Here is a 16648-nt window from a genome sequence, read left to right as displayed (position 1 = left end):
GGAGGCGGACATGAAACGCGTGACTGGCATCGGCGGTATCTTCTTCCAGGCAAACGACCCGGCGGCGCTGGCCGCCTGGTACCAGCGCCACCTGGGCATCGACGTCCAGCCGTGGGGCGGCGCCGCGTTCGATTGGACGGACCCCAAGGGCACCACCGCCTGGTCCGTGTTCGCTGCGGACAGCGACCAGTTCGCGCCAAGCCGGGCCCCGTTCATGATCAATTATCGCGTCGACAACCTCGCCGCCCTGCTACAGGCATTGCGCGACGAAGGCTGCAATGTGCTCGACAGGACGAACGACGGCGAATACGGCAAGTTCGGCTGGGTCATCGATCCCGAAGGCAACAAGGTCGAGCTGTGGGAACCGCCGGCCTGATCACCCACCGTTAAAAAAACTTCACCATGCCGCTCTCGAACTACCTCGACACCGCTCCACAGCTTGCCGAGCGCGTCTACATGCACGCCTCGGCCCAGGTCATCGGCAGCGTCCGCCTCGGCGCGGACAGCTCGGTCTGGTGCAACGCCGTGCTGCGCGGCGACGTCAACGACATCGTCATCGGCCGCTGCACCAACATCCAGGACCTGACGATGGGCCACGTGTCCCACAAGACGCCCGCCAGGCCGGACGGCTCGCCGCTCGTCATCGGCGACTACGTTACCATCGGCCACGCCGTCATCCTGCACGGCTGCCGCATCGGGAACGAATGCCTCATCGGCATGGGCACCATCGTGATGGACGACGTGGTGGTCGAGGACCGCGTCATGGTCGGCGCCGGCAGCCTCGTCCCACCGAACAGGACGCTGGAAAGCGGCTTCCTGTACATGGGCCGGCCCGTCGTCAAGGTGCGGGCGCTGACCGAGGCCGAGATCGCGTACCTGCGCTATTCGGCCGAGCATTATGTGCGCATCAAGGACAATTATCTGAACGGATACACCGGGTAATTCCAACAATCGACCGTCCGCGCGCAAGCCAGCCCTCTGCAGCAGAAACGCCGAAAACTGCAAAATCGAAAAAATATTGATTCAATATTTAATACGAAGTGGAATCCGGTCGCCCTAATATCAGGAGATCATTGACTGTTTCATAAATGCTGAGTCTTCACACCAATTTCGTATCGCTGTCGGCGCTGAAGGTCCTGGGCCGTACCCAGGCCTGGCTGTCGACGTCGATGACGCGCCTGTCGACCGGCTACCGCGTCAACTCGGCGCAGGACGACGCCGCCGGCCTGCAGATCGCCACGCGCCTGAAGGCGCAAAGCAGCGGCATGACCGTGGCCATGCGCAACACGCAGAATTCGATCTCGCTGCTGCAAACTGCCGACGGGGCACTGAACGAAGTCAGCGACATCCTCATCCGCATGAAGGACCTGGCGACCCAGGCCGGCGATACCTCGTCGTCGAGCGCCGACCGGGACACCCTGCAGGCGGAATACGATTCGCTGACGGACGAACTGTCGAACATCTTCAGCAACACGGGCTTCGGCGGCACGACGCTGCTGAACACCTCCGCAACGACGGGCGGAAAACTCGGGGATACGGCGGGCCTCTCGTTCCAGATCGGCGCCGACAATGCGGAAACGATGCATGCCGATTTCTCGCAGCAGCTGCACGACGTCGACCTCCTGCTGCAGGCCGCCACGACCAGCGACATCACCTCGCTCGACGGCAGCGGGAATACCGTGGTCACCATCGTCACCCGTTTCGCGGGCGACAGCTCGACCACCAACACAACGCCGGGCCACACCCTCGCCGACATCCTGATCCCCACGACGACGAATATCCCCGACGGTTTCGGCGGCACGATCACGGTCCATGGCACGATGACGCTCGTCGCCGATCCCGCCGCGACGATCGGCAAGCTGGGCGACGCCCTCGACGCCGTGTCGGCGCTGCGGTCCGGACTGGGCGCAGCCGCGAACCGCCTGGACCACGCCTACAACAACCTGGCGAACGTCTCGACCAATACGCAGGCCGCCACCGGCCGCATCATGGACGTCGACTTCGCGACGGAGTCGTCGGCCATGACCGCGAACCAGATGCTCATGCAGTCCAGCACGGCCATGCTGAAGCAGACCAACAGCCTGGCCTCGATGGTGATGGCGCTGCTGCAGTAACGGCGCCCTGCCAACCGACGACGGCGTCAATCGCCCGGCGGCAAACACCCGTACTTGCGCGGCCCTTCCCTGTCGCCATTCCAGATCTGGTGCACGACCGCACTGCCGTCATGCTGGCGCGCCAGGCAGAACCTGGCCTCGTAGCTGGACGCGGCGCTGCCCTTGCCCGGCCGCGCCTCGATGCGCAGGCTGTAGATCCGCCCCGGCGCCAGCGGCGCGGGCGTCGTGCGCGGCAGCGACGCCACCTTGCCGCCGTACGGCACGCACATCCCGAACGTGAGGGGGAATGTGCGCTCCTTCGGCATCGTCATCTTCCACACCGGGCGTGCGCCCTCCCACACGACGATCGACCGGAATTCCGGCGTGCCCAGGCGTTCCTCGCGCGGGGTGATGGTGAAGCACGGGCCGCCACGCGGGCCTTCGCGCACCTCGGCCGCGCCGACGCGGGCGCACGCCGGCGCGGCCAGGCACCAGGCACACAGCAGCACGGGGATGCGATAGGGGACGGGCATGATGACCTCAACGGAGCGCAAGGCGAAAGCCTACGACGGCAGCACCGTTAAATTTTGAGGCTACGCAAGCTCAGGCGGAGACAGACGCTACCATCCGCGCGAAGCGGCGTGCGCTGCCGCGCGGCAGGTTGTCCGGGTCGCGCGGGTCGGCGAGGAAGCGGGCCAGCACCTGTTCGTACAAGTCGATCTGGTGCGCATACTGGCGCTGGCGCATGATGCGCGGGTTGCGCATGTATTTCAGCGCAAAATAATCCGCGAGCAAGTCGCCCTGGGCTTCCATGTTGTAGTCGGACAGGAGCGCGCCCGGGCGCAGTTCGTAGCGGTACGACAGGCCGATGCGGAAGGCGCCGCGCAACCGGACCGGGTAGCCCAGCTGGTGCTGCCATACATGCACCATCTCGTGCATGAACCAGTGGATCGTGTGCGGATCGCCCGCGCCATAATCGGGCAGGAAACAGGAGCGGTGGAAATAAATGCTGCCGTTGGGCGTCATGGCGCAGTTTTTCGGCTGCACCAACGGCAGGTAGCGGCGCCCATGCACGCGCACGCGCGACACATCGATGGCGCCGCCGAACAGCAGCGACGCCATGCGTATTTCGGCCGGGGTCAGGCCCCGGACCCGCAGTTGTCTCACCTTCGCCGCATGCTTAGGCTCAGGCCGACTTCAGCGCCGAAGCGGCCTTGGCCAGCTCGGTGATCAGGCCCCAGTCGCCGGCCTTCATCGCATCCGCCGGGGTCAGCCAGGAACCGCCCACGCACGCGACGTTCTTCAGCGCGAGGAATTGAGGTGCCGTCTCGATCGAGATGCCGCCCGTCGGGCAGAACGTCACGTCCGGCAGCGGACCGCCGATGCCCTTCAGCATGCCGACGCCGCCCGCCGGCACGGCCGGGAACAGTTTCAGCTGCTTGAACCCGGCTTCGCGCGCCACCATCACTTCGGACGGGGTCATGCAGCCCGGCAGCAGCGGCAGGCCGCTTTTCTTCGCCGCCTCGATCAGCGACGGCGTCAGGCCCGGCGACACGCCGAACACGGCACCGGCATCGCGCGACGCGGCGAATTCTTCCGGCTGCGTCAGCGTGCCGACGCCGACGATCGCGCCTTCCACCTGGGCCATCGCGCGGATCGCATCCAGGCCGTGCTTGGTGCGCAGCGTGACTTCGAGCACGCGGATGCCGCCGGCGACCAGGGCCTTGGCGAGGGGGACGGCATGGTCCGGGTCGTCGATCGCGATCACGGGGATCACGACGGCGGATTTCATGATGTCCAGCAGGGTCATATCGTTACTCATCGTTGTGCTCACTTTGCTTATTTCGATTTGCGGAACAGGAAATCTTCGTCCGAACCGGGCATGATCTCGCCGCTGTCGGTGCCTTCGTGCAGGGGTACGGTCGTGTCGATCGGCGACGGCAGCGGGAAGTGGGCGGCGCCCTCCTCGGCCGCGCTGACGGATTTGCGGAACACGTCGAACAGCTCGCGGCCCATGCCGATGTGGCTGGAGCTCAGGTCGGCGGTTGCCATCTTGCGCGCGGCCCATACGTCTTCCGGCACCAGCGCGTCCAGCGTGCCCTGGGTGGCGTCGACGCGGATGATGTCGCCGTCGCGCACGAGGCCCAGTGGACCGCCGGCCAGGATTTCCGGCGACACGTGGATCGCGGCCGGGACCTTGCCCGATGCGCCCGACATGCGGCCGTCGGTGACCATCGCGACGTGGTAGCCGGAATCCTGCAGGTTGGCCAGTGCCGGCGTCAGCGCGTGCAGTTCCGGCATGCCGTTGGCGCGCGGGCCCTGGAAGCGGATCACGGCGACGAAATCGCGGTTCAGCTTGCCGGCCTTGTAGGCGTGCATGAAATCTTCCTGCGAATCGAACGTCAGCGCCGGTGCTTCGACGATGTGGTGTTCCTTCTTGACGGCCGAGATCTTCATCACGGCGCGGCCCAGGTTGCCCTGCACGAGGATCAGGCCGCCGTTGTCGCTGAACGGGTTCGTATGCTTGCGCAGCACCGATTCGTCGCCGCTCTGCTCCGGCAGGTCGCGCCAGACGACCTTGTCGCCGTCCAGGAACGGTTCCTTGCAGTGGTTGCGCAGGCCGCGGCCCAGGATGGTGTTGACGTCGTCGTGCACGAGGCCGGCGTCCAGCAGTTCGCGGATGACGAAGGTCGGGCCGCCGGCGGCCTGGAAGTAGTTCACGTCGGCGTCGCCGTTCGGGTACACGCGCGTCAGCAGCGGCACGACTTTCGACAGCTCGTCGAAGTCGTTCCAGTCGATCACGATGCCGGCCGCGCGCGCGATCGCGACGAGGTGCAGCGTGTGGTTCGTGGAACCACCCGTCGCGTGCAGCGCGGCGATGGCGTTGACGATGCATTTTTCGTCGACGATGTGGCCGATCGGCATGTACTCGCCACCCTGCTGCGAGATCTTGACCGCATGCTGGGCCGCGGCGCGGGTCAGCGCCTCGCGCAGCGGGGTGTCCGGATGGACGAAGGCGGCGCCCGGCAGGTGCAGGCCCATCATCTCCATCAGCATCTGGTTGCTGTTAGCGGTACCGTAGAAGGTACACGTACCGGCGCTGTGGTAGGCCTTGGCCTCGCCTTCCAGCAGCTCTTCGCGCGTGGCCTCGCCCTTCGCGTAGCGCTGGCGCACGGCGGCCTTTTCCTTGTTCGAGATACCGGTCGCCATCGGGCCGCCCGGCACGAAGATGCCCGGGATGTGGCCGAAGTGCAGCGCGCCGATCAGCAGGCCCGGCACGATCTTGTCGCAGATGCCGAGGTACAGGCTGGCGTCGAACATATTGTGCGACAGCGCGATGGCGGTCGACATGGCGATGGTGTCGCGCGAGAACAGCGACAGTTCCATGCCCGGCTGGCCCTGCGTGACGCCGTCGCACATGGCGGGCACGCCGCCGGCGAACTGCGCCACGGCGCCGACTTCACGCACGGCGTCCTTGATGACCTTGGGGTAGGCTTCGAACGGCTGGTGCGCCGACAGCATGTCGTTGTAGGAAGAAACGATCGCGACCGACGGCTGCTTGGCTTCGCGCAGCTTGAGCTTGTCGTTGGCCGGGAAGGCGGCAAACCCGTGTGCCAGGTTCGTGCACGCGAGCACGCTGCGCTGCACGCCCTTGACGCGCGCGGCGTCGAGATGCGCGAGATACGCCTGGCGCGAGGGCCGGCTACGCTTGATGATCCGGTTGGTGACCTGTTCTACTACGGGGTGCAGCGCCATGATCTGTTCCTTGTGAATTAGATTTCTGAAATTTTACTACGAAATGGAGATTCCCGCTCACTAATCAATGAGCGAAGGAAGGTGAACACCTGAGACTCGCGCTGTGTGGCGAATTTGTGTAGTGAATTTACGCCTGCTTCCTGTATGATTCGCTAACCTGCACAAAATGACATCATACCGTCCATCACCATGCGCCAACCACCCCTGACCAGCACCACCAGTTACCAGGCCCTCCAGTCCCACGCCCAGGACGCCCAGCAATGGCAGATGCGCGACCTGTTCGCGCAAGACCCGCAGCGCTTCGAGCGCCTCTCGGCGGAAGCGGCCGGGCTGTTCCTAGACTATTCAAAAAACCGTTTGGACGGGCGCACGCTTGCACTGCTGGCAAACCTGGCGCGCGAGCGCGGCGTCGAGCAGTTGCGCGATGCCATGTTCGCCGGCGACAAGATCAACCTGACGGAACAACGCGCCGTGCTGCACACCGCCCTGCGCGCGCCGAAGGACAAGCAGATCACGGTGGACGGCCAGGACATCACGGCCGACGTGCACGCCGTCCTCGCCCGCGTCAAGACGTTCAGCGACGCCGTACGCAACGGTGCGTGGCTGGGTCACACGGGCAAGGAAATCACGGACATCGTCAACATCGGCATCGGCGGCTCCGACCTCGGTCCGAAGATGGTCTGCCTGGCGCTGCGCCAGTTCGCCCATCCGCGCCTGACGATGCACTTCGTCTCCAACGTCGACGGCCACGACATGGACGCCGCGCTGGCGCGCGTGAATCCGGAAACGACGCTGTTCATCATCGCCTCGAAGACGTTCACGACGGCCGAGACCATGATGAACGCGAACACGGCGCGCAGCTGGTTCCTCAAGCATGCGTCGGAAGAGGCGCTGGCAAAACACTTCGTCGCGGTGTCGACCAACGTGGAAGCGATCAAGAAATTCGGCATCGACCCGGACAACATGTTCCCGTTCTGGGACTGGGTCGGCGGCCGCTATTCCGTCTGGTCCGCGATCGGCCTGCCGGTCGCGCTGTGCGTCGGCTACGGCTATTTCGCCGACTTCCTCGCGGGCGCGCACGCGCTGGACGAGCACTTCCGCACCGCGCCCATCGAGCAGAACCTGCCGATGATCCTGGCCCTGGTCGGCTTCTGGAACCGCGAATTCCTCGGCTGCCCGTCGGTGTCGATCGCGCCTTACCACCAGGACCTGAACCGCTTCCCCGCGTACCTGCAGCAGCTCGACATGGAAAGCAACGGCAAGCGCGTCACGCGCGCCGGCGACGTCATCACCGACTACGCAACCGGCCCGGTGATCTGGGGCGACGTCGGCACGAACGGCCAGCACGCCTACTTCCAGCTGCTGCACCAGGGCACGGACGTCACGCCGATGGACTTCATCGCCGCGCTGCGTCCCGCGCATGAATTCCAGAACCACCACGCCGCGCTGCTCGCGAACTGCTTCGCGCAGTCGGAAGCCTTCATGAAGGGCAAGACGGCGGACGAGGTGCGCCAGGACCTGGCCGGGCAAGACCCGGCCGAGATCGAGCGCCTCGTGCCGCACAAGACCTTCCCGGGCAACCGTCCGAGCAACACGATCCTGATGGAGTACCTGACCCCGGCCACGCTGGGCGCGCTGATCGCGCTGTACGAGCACAAGGTGTTCGTGCAGGGCGCGATCTGGGACGTGAACAGCTACGACCAGTGGGGCGTGGAACTGGGCAAGGTGCTGGCCAAGAAGATCGAGGCGGAGCTGAACGGCGAGGCGCAACCGGCGCAGCACGATGGTTCGACCAACGGCCTGATCGCCCGCGCCAAAGCCGCCGTCTGAGGAGGTGCCATGAAGACCGAAAAATTCCACATCGTGCATGACGAACGGATGCTGGTCGGCGAATCGGCCGTCTGGCATGCGGTCGAATCCGCGCTGTACTGGGTCGACATCGACGGCAAGTCGGTGCACCGCCTGCATCCGTCGAGCGGCAAGTACTCGCGCTGGAACACGGACACCGAGCCGTCCGCCATCGCCGTCGACCAGGACAACAACCTCGTGCTGGCCACGCGCGCCGGCTTCGTCTACCTGAACACGACGACGGGCGACATCGACGACATCGCGCCGGCACCGTACGACACGTCCATCGTCCGCTTCAACGACGGCCGCACGGACCCGGCGGGGCGCTTCTGGGTCGGCACGATGTACGAGCCGCGCGACCAGCAGAAGGCCGAGATGTACGTGCTGGACAAGGGCGAGCTGCGCCTGGCCTGGGCCGGCGGCATGACGAACTCGAACGGGCTGTCGTTCAGCCCGGACGGCAAGACGATGTACCACTCGGACACGACGAGCCACCGCGTCGACGCGTACGACTACGACGTCAGGACGGGCACGGCATCGAACCGCCGCAACCTCGTCACCTTCTCCGACGACAAGAAGGCGGCCGACTACGGCGGCCGTCCGGACGGCGCGGCGGTGGACAGCGAAGGCAATTACTGGTCCGCCATGTACGAAGGCGGCCGCATCGTCAAGCTGTCGCCGACGGGCGAGCTGCTGCAGGAAATCGAGCTGCCCGTGCGCTGCCCGACGTCGGTCGCGTTCGGCGGCCCCGATCTGCGCACGCTGTTCGTCACCAGCGCCAGCAAGGGCCGGTCGAACGACGAGCTGGCGAAGTATCCGCACAGCGGCAAAGTACTGGCATTTACCGTCGACGTGCCCGGCATCGAGCAGGCCGAGTACCGCGGTTGATTTCCGGGCGGGCACACCATGCCCGCCCTCTCCTTTCTCTCGCGCCCACGCCGCCACGGATGTGGCACCATTACCTTCGACTACACCCTTCTGCGTAGTAAAATTTCTTGCGCTATCCATAATCGTGTAGTAAATTTACAGCATTTCACTCCTCGACAGACACCATGGCACTTTCCGATTTCGATCTCGTTTTCTTCGGCGGCAGCGGCGACCTCGCGATGCGCAAGCTGTTGCCGGCGATGTATGCCCGTGACGTGTGCAACGACCTGCCCGCGACGGCGCGCATCATCTGCGTCGGCCGTGACGAGATGTCGCAGGAAGCGTTCATCGAGATGGTGGAAACCAATGCAAAAACGCACGTGAAGGAAAACGTCGACGCCGGCGCATGGCAGACATTCCTGAACCGCATCACCTACGTCGCCGTCGACGCCGGCAACGTGGCGACCTATGCGGCGCTGGCGGAAGCGCTGCGCAAGGATTCTTCGCTGACGCGCGTGTACTACCTCGCGACGCCGCCGCAACTGTTCGCGACGATCTGCGAGAACCTGGCCGCCGTCGGCCTCGCCACGCCGAATTCGCGCGTCGTGCTGGAAAAGCCGCTGGGCCGCGACCTCGCATCGGCCAAGCAGATCAACGCCGACGTCGGCAAGGTCTTCGCCGAATCGCAGATCTACCGGATCGACCACTACCTCGGCAAGGAAACCGTGCAGAACCTGCTGGCCCTGCGCTTCGGTAACATCCTGTTCGAGCCGCTGTGGCGCCGCGAGTGGATCTCCGACGTGCAGATCACCATCGCGGAAAAGATCGGCGTGGGCAACCGCCTGGGCTATTACGACAACTCGGGCGCGCTGCGCGACATGCTGCAGAACCACCTGCTGCAACTGCTGTGTATCGTCGCGATGGAACCGCCGACGTCGATCGCGCCGGACGCCGTGCGCGACGCCAAGCTGCAGGTCCTGCGCTCGCTGAAGCGCTTCACGCCGACGACGCTGTCGCAGAACATCGTGCGCGGCCAATACCGCTCGGGTTATGTCGACGGCCAGGCCGTGCCGGGCTACCGCGACGAACCGGGCGCACCGAAGCAGTCGAAGACGGAAACCTTCGTCGCGATGAAGGCCGAGATCGACACGTGGCGCTGGGCCGGCGTGCCGTTCTACCTGCGTACCGGCAAGCGCATGGCCGACCGCCTCGCGGAAATCGTCGTGCGCTTCAAGCCGATCCCCCATTCGATCTTCAACCAGCCGACGTCGAGCTTCCAGCCGAACAGCCTCGTGATCCGCCTGCAGCCGGACGAAGGCCTGTCGATGAACCTGATGGCCAAGACGCCGGGCGATTCCATGCGCCTGAAGCAGGCCGAACTCGAACTCGATTTCCGCGAACAGTTCAAGTCCCCGCGCATGGAAGCGTACGAGCGCCTGCTGCTGGACGTCCTGCGCGGCCAGCTGACCCTGTTCATGCGCGGCGACGAGCTGGAAGCCGCGTGGGAATGGGTCGAGCCGATCCTCGAATACTGGGAGCAGGACGACACGACGCCGGTCCCGTACACGTCCGGTACGTGGGGCCCTGCCTCGTCGTCCGCGCTGATCGGCCGCGACGGCCTGCAGTGGCGCGAAGAGGCGCTGCCGGAAGACTGAAGGAACTAACGTGCTGCTCGATTCGATCCGTACCCAGCTCGACTCGCTGTCCAAGTCCGAGCGCAAGGTGGCGCTCGCCGTGCTGGCCGCGCCCAGCGCCACCGTGAGCCAGAACATCACGGCGCTGGCGCGCAGCGCGCAGGTGTCCGAGCCGACCGTCGTGCGCTTCTGCCGCACGCTCGGCTACGACGGCTGGCACGAGTTCAAGCTGAAGCTCGCGCAAGGCCTCGCGCTGGCGCTGCCCGGCGCCAGCGAACAGCCGGCGCAGGACGACCTGGCCGCGGACCTCGTCAACAAGATCTGCAGCCGCTCGATCAACACGCTGCTCGACCTGCGCAACAACCTGAAGCCGGAACTGATCCAGAAGGCACTCGACATCCTGTCGCGCGCCAACAAGATCGAGTTCTACGGCCAGGGCACGTCGGGCTTCGTCGCGGCCGACGCGCAGCATAAATTCTTCCGCTCGGGCGTACCGACCGTCGCGTACACCGACCCCGCGATCCACGCCATCGCGGCCGCGCTGCTGCGCGAGGGCGACGCGCTCGTCGCGATCTCCCAGCGCGGCAACAATCCTTCGCTCACGCGCTCGGCGAAACTGGCGCGCCGCGGCGGTGCCGAAGTGATCGTGCTGGCGCCGTCCGGCACGCCGCTCGCGGACATGGCGAGCCTCCTGATTCCAATCGACCTCGTGTTCGCGACCGATCCGTACACGCCGATCTCGGCGCGCCTCGCCTACCTCGTCGTGATCGACGTGCTCGCGGTCGGCCTCGCGCTGCAGCGCGGTCCGGAGTTCCGCAAGAAGATGCAGAATGCGCAGAAGGCACTGCAGGAATTCGACCTGCAGTTCGACTCCTTCATCGGATGACCGCCCCGGTCTTCTTCGCAACCGCAGAAGACTTCCGCGCCTGGCTCGCGGCCCATGCACACGAGGCAAAGGAACTGCTCGTGGGCTTTCACAAGGTCGGCACGGGCAAGCCGTCCATGACCTGGTCCGAGTCGGTCGACCAGGCACTGTGCTACGGCTGGATCGACGGCGTGCGCAAGGGCGTCGACGAAGGTGCCTACACGATCCGCTTCACGCCACGCAAAGCCGGCTCGATCTGGAGCGCGGTGAACATCGACAAGGTCGCGAAGCTGCGCGAGCAGGGCCTCATGACGCCGGCGGGCGAAGCGGCGTTCGAGCGGCGCTCGGAAGACCGCTCGCGCGTGTATTCGCACGAGCGCGAGACGCCCGCCGAACTGGCGCCCGGGGACCTGGCCCGCTTCCGGCGCCATAAGTCCGCGTGGACGTATTTCGAAGCGTGCCCACCCGGCTACCGCAAGCGCATGCTGCACGTCGTGACGAGTGCCAAGAAGCCGGAGACGCGGGCGGCGCGGCTCGACCGGCTCATCACGGCATGCGCGGAAGGCCGGCGGCTCGACGAGTGGACGCCGGCAAAAAAATAATCAGTAACCGACCGTGAACCGCTCGCGCACGTGCGCCGGCTTTTCGATCTCGTCGACCAGCGCGATGGCGTAATCCTCGTACGAGATCGTGCTGCCCTTCTCGCTCACCAGCAGCTCGTCCTTGGCGAGGCGGAACTTGCCGGTGCGCTCGCCCGGCACGAACAGCGCGGACGGCGAAATGAACGTCCAATCGAGATCGTTCACGCCGCGCAGCGCATCCAGGAAATCGGCGCCCTTCGTCGCCTCGTCCTTGTACGCGGCCGGGAAATCGGGCTGGTCGACGAGGCGCTTGCCCGGTGCGACGAACAGGCTGCCGGCGCCGCCCACGACGAGATAACGTTTTACGCCGGACGCGCGCACGGCGTCGATCAGTGCTTGCGGGTCGGTGTCGAGGAAGCGCACCGAACTGACCACGGCGTCGTGGCCCTTCAGCACCCCGGCCAGGCCGGCGGGATCGGCGACGTCGCCGCGTGCCGCGGTAACGCCCGCACGTGCCGGGACTTTCGCAGGATCGCGGACGATGGCCGTGACCTGGTGATTGCGCGAAACGAGTTCGTTCAGGATGCGCGTGCCGACGTTGCCGGATGCGCCGATGAGTGCGATGCGTGCCATGGTGACTCCCTTAGTCTAGGATCGAAGATAGGTCTAAAAACGAGACCGACAAGGCATCTTATGCTAGTCTTCATGCGCCGCACAAGAAGTCAACGCGGCATGATCAGGTCAGCCCGCACTGACTATTACCTTGCAAATCACCATGGCCAAGACGAATTTACTGACCGCCGACGGCGGCTTCGAACAACCCTGCCCCATCCGCGACGTACTCGACCGCATCGGCGACCAGTGGAGCTTCCTCGTGCTCGACGCGCTCGACGGCGGGACGAAGCGCTTCAATGAACTCATGCGCGAACTGGGCGACATCTCCAAGCAGATGCTGTCGCTGACCTTGAAGCGGCTGGAGGAAGACGGTTTCGTGCGCCGCACCGTCTACGCGGAAGTACCGCCCAAGGTCGAGTACGACCTCACGCCGCTTGGCCACTCCTTCCTCGTGCCGATGAAGGGCCTCGTGGCGTGGGCGGATGAACATCACCGCCTGGTCTGCGAGGCGCGTACGCACTACCGGAGCGGCATGTCGTAACGAAAAATATTTCCTGGATTGATTTTTATTTATAATAAACACCAATAGATAATCACCAGGAGACAACATTGAGCAAAGCAGGTCATCGACAGATCAACCCCGCCCGGCGGCGCGTGCTCGCGACGCTGGGTCTCGCGGCGGCCTATCCCGGCCTGGCCGGCGCCACCGTCGTGGCACGTACGGATGGCGACAAGGAACAACTGGCGTTGTGGTACGAGCGCCCCGCCGGTCCATGGGTCGAAGCCCTCCCCGTCGGCAACGGCCGGCTCGGCGCGATGGTGTACGGCCGCCCGCTGCAGGAGCGCCTGCAACTGAACGAAGACACGCTGTGGGCCGGCGGCCCGTACCGCTTCGACAATCCCGAATTCAAGACCGCGCTGCCGCGCGTGCGCGCGCTGATCGACGAGGGCCGCTTCATCGAGGCGCGCGACCTGGTGGCGAAATCAATGATCTCGAAGCCGGCCACGCAGATGCCGTACGGGACCGCCGGCGACCTGCTGCTGGACTTCCATGGACTCACGCCGGCAACGTCGTACCGCCGCTCGCTCGACCTCGACACCGCCATCGCCACGACGCGCTTCACGAGCGGCGGCGCGCGCCACGTGCGCGAGACGTTCGCGAGCGCACCCGACCAGGTGATCGTGCTGCACCTGCAGGCAAGCGGCGGCGGCACGCTTTCCTTCGACGTCGGCTACCGCCACCCGCGCCAGGTCGAATACGGCAAGGCCAATTACGACGGCAAGTCCGCAGATGACCCGTCGGCCGCCACTGGTGCGCCCTGGGACGTGAAGGAAGACCTGGAAGAATCGAAGCGGCCGGCCAGCCTGGCGATCCGCGCGGACGGTCCGCGCGCCCTGCTGGTCGAAGGCCGCAACGCGGACGCCGCCGGCGTCAAGGGCGTGCTGCGCTACGCCGTGCGCGTCCAGGCCATGGGCGACGGCAAGGTCGACGTCGAAGGCGACCGCCTGCGCGTGCGCGGCGCGCGCGAGGTCACGCTGCTCATCGGCGCCGCCACCAGCTTCGTCAACTTCCGCGACACGAGCGGCGACCCGGTGCAGGCCGTGCGCACGCGCGTGGACGCCGCCGCGCGCAAGCCGTACGCACGCCTGCGCGCCGACCACGTCAAGGCGCACCGCGCGCTGTTCTCGCGCCTGTCGCTGCGCATCGGCCGCGCGGACGCAGGTGCCGCCGTCCCCACCGACGCGCGCATCGCCGCCGTCCCGCAGACGGACGACGCCGCGCTCGCGGGGCTGTCCGCGCTGTACCTGCAATACGGCCGCTACCTGCTGATCTCGTCGTCGCGGCCGGGCAGCCAGCCCGCCAACCTGCAGGGCATCTGGAACGAGGGCATCTACCCGCCGTGGGGCGGCAAGTACACCATCAACATCAACACGGAGATGAACTACTGGCCGGCGGAAGCGGCCAACCTGGGCGAGTGCGTGGAGCCGGTCGTGACGATGGTCGAGGAGCTGGCCGTGAACGGCGCCGACGTCGCGCGCGACAGCTATGGCGCCCGCGGCTGGGTCGCGCACCACAACACCGACCTGTGGCGCGCGGCGGCCCCCATCGACGGTCCGAACTGGGGCATGTGGCCCTGCGGTGGCGCGTGGATGTGCAAGACGCTGTGGGACCACTATGAGTACACCCCTGACGATGCGTTCCTGGCCCGCATCTACCCGCTGCTGAAGGGCGCCTCGCAGTTCTTCGTCGACGTGCTCGTCGAGGATCCGAAGGGCCGCGGCCTCGTGACGTCGCCGTCGATCTCGCCGGAAAACACGCACCATCCGGACGTGGCCGTGTGCGCGGGTCCGGCGATGGACCGCCAGATCGTACGCGACCTGTTCGCGTGGACGCTGGCCGCGCACGAGCGCGTGGGCGATCCGGACGCGGACTTCCGCAAGACGGTGGAAGCGAAACGGGCACGCCTGGCGCCCGACCGCGTCGGCGCCCAGGGCCAGTTGCAGGAGTGGCTGGAGGACTGGGACGGCCAGGCGCCGGAACAGCATCACCGCCACGTGTCGCACCTGTACGCCGTCTATCCCAGCGAACAGATCAACGTGCGCGACACGCCGGAGCTGATCCAGGCTGCCAAGACGACGCTGAACACGCGCGGCGACCTGTCCACCGGCTGGGCCACGGCATGGCGCCTGGCGCTGTGGACGCGCATGGGCGACGGCGAGCACGCCTACGGCATCCTGCGCGGCCTGCTGGACCGCCAACGCACCTACCCGAACATGTTCGATTCGCACCCGCCGTTCCAGATCGACGGCAATTTCGGCGGCACGGCTGCGATCCTGGAAATGCTCGTGCAATCGTGGGGCGGCGAGATCCGCATCCTGCCGGCGCTGCCGCGCGCGTGGCCGGAAGGTGCCGTGCACGGCATTCGGGCACGCGGCGGCATCGAGGTCGACCTGGACTGGGCCGGCGGCCGCGCCACGCGCGTCGCGCTGCGCGGCAAGGCGGGACAGTCGGCGAAGGTGCGGATCGGCGAGCGCCTCGTGACCGTCAAGCTCGACGCGTCCGGCCGCGCGCGCGTCGCGCTCACTTAGTTCACCGCCTCCGGCACGGGTACCGGCGCGGCGACGCGGCGCCGCGCCAGCAGCACGATCAGCGCGGCGACGCCGCACGCCGCGGCCGCCGTGTACACGGCCGGCGAATACGTGAACGCGATCGTGCGGATGCGGCCCGCGCCGTAGGCCGCCACGGCCGCCCCGAGCTGGTGGCCGGCGAAAACCCAGCCGAAGATCATCGGCGCGCGCTTGCCCCACGCCTGCGCGGCCAGCTTCACGGTCGGCGGCACGGTCGCGATCCAGTCGAGGCCATAGAACATGGCGAACAGCGTCAGGCCCGTGAGCGTGAAGTCGGCCGACGGCAGCCACGCCAGCGACAGCCCGCGCATGCCGTAGTACCAGCACAGCAGGTAGCGGCTGTCGTAACGGTCGGACAGCCAGCCCGACAGGATCGTGCCCACGAGGTCGAACGTGCCCATCATCGCCAGTACCGACGCGGCGGGAACGGCGCCCAGGCCCGCGTCGCCGCACAGCGAAATGAAGTGGGTCTGGATCAGGCCATTCGTCGACAGGCCGCAGATGAAGAAACTGCCGAACAATACCCAGAACACGCGGTCGGCACGCACGCTGGCCAGCGTGGTGAACGGCGTGCGGATCGAGACCGGTGCGCGCGCCGGCACGACGGGTTTGATGGTCGTATCGCCGCCATAGGGTGCGAGCCCCAGTTCCTGCGGATGGTCGCGCACGAACAGCAGCGCGAGAATCGCCACGAAGGCGCAGCTGGCCATCACGGGCAGCAGCGCCAGGCGCCAGCCGCCATGCTCGATCAGCCACGTGCCGACGGGGAGGAACACGAGCTGCCCCGTCGCCGAACTCGCGGTGAGCAGCCCCATGACGAGGCCGCGGCGCTGTTCGAACCAGCGGTTGGCGACGACGGCGTTGAGCACCAGCGCCGTCATGCCGGAACCGAGCCCCAGCATCACGCCCAGCAGCAGCACGAGCTGCCAGAAGTCCGTCATCTGGCGCACGAGACCGAGGCCGGCCGCGATGACCATCAGCGCCGTCACCATCACGTTGCGCAGGCCGAAGCGCTCCATCAGCAGCGCGGAAAAGGGTCCCATCAGGCCGAACAGGGCGAAACGCACGGCGAGCGCGGACGAGATCTGGTCGACGGTCCAGCCGAATTCCTGGCTCAGGGGTTTCAGCAGCGCGCCCGGCAGGCCGAGGGCGGCGGACGACGACAGCGCCGTCAGGAAGGTGATGGCGGCGACGAGCCAGCCGTAGTGCAGGCCGCGGCGGCCCATCCACCGGGCGAGATTTGTGGAAAGCATGGAAGTC

General features: G+C 66.4%; 16 protein-coding genes. 10 read left to right on the top strand and 6 right to left on the bottom strand.

All coding sequences use genetic code 11. From position 1 onward, the window contains the following. Window positions 1-10 precede the first annotated feature (10 nt). The 3 genes from ACEN9H_RS04920 (at window position 11) to ACEN9H_RS04910 (ending at window position 2114) form a co-directional block, all read left to right on the top strand. Complete coding sequence (locus ACEN9H_RS04920) at window positions 11-376, top strand: VOC family protein (RefSeq protein WP_413673954.1); 366 nt, start codon at window positions 11-13, stop codon at window positions 374-376. 26 nt (window positions 377-402) lie between these two features. Continuing rightward, window positions 403-942, top strand: coding sequence for a gamma carbonic anhydrase family protein (locus ACEN9H_RS04915; RefSeq protein ID WP_413673953.1), 540 nt, complete (start codon window positions 403-405; stop codon window positions 940-942). A 146-nt stretch (window positions 943-1088) separates the two neighbouring features. Next, complete coding sequence (locus tag ACEN9H_RS04910; RefSeq protein ID WP_413673952.1) at window positions 1089-2114, top strand: flagellin; 1026 nt, start codon at window positions 1089-1091, stop codon at window positions 2112-2114. A gap of 26 nt (window positions 2115-2140) precedes the next feature. On the opposite strand, the gene ACEN9H_RS04905 is transcribed toward ACEN9H_RS04910, so the two are convergent. From ACEN9H_RS04905 to edd, 4 genes are all read right to left on the bottom strand, one after another. Beyond that, window positions 2141-2626, bottom strand: a complete 486-nt coding sequence (locus ACEN9H_RS04905; RefSeq protein ID WP_371767713.1) for a hypothetical protein — start codon at window positions 2624-2626, stop codon at window positions 2141-2143. Between the two features lie 70 nt (window positions 2627-2696). Then, window positions 2697-3215 carry a Rhs element Vgr protein gene (locus ACEN9H_RS04900; protein WP_371767714.1) on the bottom strand — a complete coding sequence of 173 codons (519 nt, stop codon included), beginning with the start codon at window positions 3213-3215 and terminating at the stop codon, window positions 2697-2699. Window positions 3216-3279: 64 nt separating this feature from the next. Then, window positions 3280-3903, bottom strand: coding sequence for a bifunctional 4-hydroxy-2-oxoglutarate aldolase/2-dehydro-3-deoxy-phosphogluconate aldolase (eda, locus tag ACEN9H_RS04895; RefSeq protein ID WP_413675552.1), 624 nt, complete (start codon window positions 3901-3903; stop codon window positions 3280-3282). Window positions 3904-3932: 29 nt separating this feature from the next. Continuing rightward, window positions 3933-5849, bottom strand: a complete 1917-nt coding sequence (gene edd / locus ACEN9H_RS04890; RefSeq protein ID WP_371767715.1) for a phosphogluconate dehydratase — start codon at window positions 5847-5849, stop codon at window positions 3933-3935. A gap of 189 nt (window positions 5850-6038) precedes the next feature. On the opposite strand from edd, the gene pgi reads away from it, so the two are divergent. The 5 genes from pgi (at window position 6039) to ACEN9H_RS04865 (ending at window position 11665) form a co-directional block, all read left to right on the top strand. Then, the gene (gene pgi / locus ACEN9H_RS04885; RefSeq protein ID WP_413673951.1) at window positions 6039-7679 is read left to right on the top strand and encodes a glucose-6-phosphate isomerase; all 1641 of its coding nucleotides are present in this window, start codon (window positions 6039-6041) and stop codon (window positions 7677-7679) included. A gap of 9 nt (window positions 7680-7688) precedes the next feature. Beyond that, the gene (locus ACEN9H_RS04880; RefSeq protein ID WP_413673950.1) at window positions 7689-8585 is read left to right on the top strand and encodes an SMP-30/gluconolactonase/LRE family protein; all 897 of its coding nucleotides are present in this window, start codon (window positions 7689-7691) and stop codon (window positions 8583-8585) included. A 164-nt stretch (window positions 8586-8749) separates the two neighbouring features. After that, complete coding sequence (gene zwf / locus ACEN9H_RS04875) at window positions 8750-10219, top strand: glucose-6-phosphate dehydrogenase (RefSeq protein WP_056136403.1); 1470 nt, start codon at window positions 8750-8752, stop codon at window positions 10217-10219. A gap of 10 nt (window positions 10220-10229) precedes the next feature. Continuing rightward, the gene (locus tag ACEN9H_RS04870) at window positions 10230-11084 is read left to right on the top strand and encodes an SIS domain-containing protein (RefSeq protein WP_056136401.1); all 855 of its coding nucleotides are present in this window, start codon (window positions 10230-10232) and stop codon (window positions 11082-11084) included. After that, window positions 11081-11665 (top strand): YdeI/OmpD-associated family protein, encoded by a 585-nt coding sequence (locus tag ACEN9H_RS04865; protein WP_413673949.1) that lies wholly within the window; start codon window positions 11081-11083, stop codon window positions 11663-11665. The genes ACEN9H_RS04870 and ACEN9H_RS04865 overlap by 4 nt, the downstream gene beginning before the upstream one ends. On the opposite strand, the gene ACEN9H_RS04860 is transcribed toward ACEN9H_RS04865, so the two are convergent. Next, window positions 11666-12277: an NAD(P)-dependent oxidoreductase gene (locus tag ACEN9H_RS04860; RefSeq protein ID WP_413673948.1), complete on the bottom strand. Its 612-nt coding sequence runs from the start codon at window positions 12275-12277 to the stop codon at window positions 11666-11668. It abuts the gene before it with no gap. Between the two features lie 142 nt (window positions 12278-12419). Between ACEN9H_RS04860 and ACEN9H_RS04855 the strand changes: the two genes are divergently transcribed. Together ACEN9H_RS04855 and ACEN9H_RS04850 are read left to right on the top strand one after the other, a co-directional pair. Continuing rightward, window positions 12420-12800: a winged helix-turn-helix transcriptional regulator gene (locus ACEN9H_RS04855; RefSeq protein WP_371767720.1), complete on the top strand. Its 381-nt coding sequence runs from the start codon at window positions 12420-12422 to the stop codon at window positions 12798-12800. A 68-nt stretch (window positions 12801-12868) separates the two neighbouring features. Then, a complete protein-coding gene (locus ACEN9H_RS04850; protein WP_413673947.1) occupies window positions 12869-15349 on the top strand; it encodes a glycosyl hydrolase family 95 catalytic domain-containing protein in 2481 nt (826 codons plus the stop codon). Here ACEN9H_RS04850 and ACEN9H_RS04845 read toward each other — a convergent pair. Then, complete coding sequence (locus ACEN9H_RS04845) at window positions 15346-16641, bottom strand: MFS transporter (protein ID WP_413673946.1); 1296 nt, start codon at window positions 16639-16641, stop codon at window positions 15346-15348. The genes ACEN9H_RS04850 and ACEN9H_RS04845 overlap by 4 nt on opposite strands. Between the last annotated feature and the right edge of the window lie 7 nt (window positions 16642-16648).

The sequence above is a fragment of the Massilia cellulosiltytica genome, assembly GCF_047325105.1.
GTDB lineage: Bacteria > Pseudomonadota > Gammaproteobacteria > Burkholderiales > Burkholderiaceae_D > Telluria > Telluria orientalis.
The sequence above is the reverse complement of the archived record's forward strand: the minus strand, read 5'-3'. Positions and strand labels throughout refer to the sequence as shown.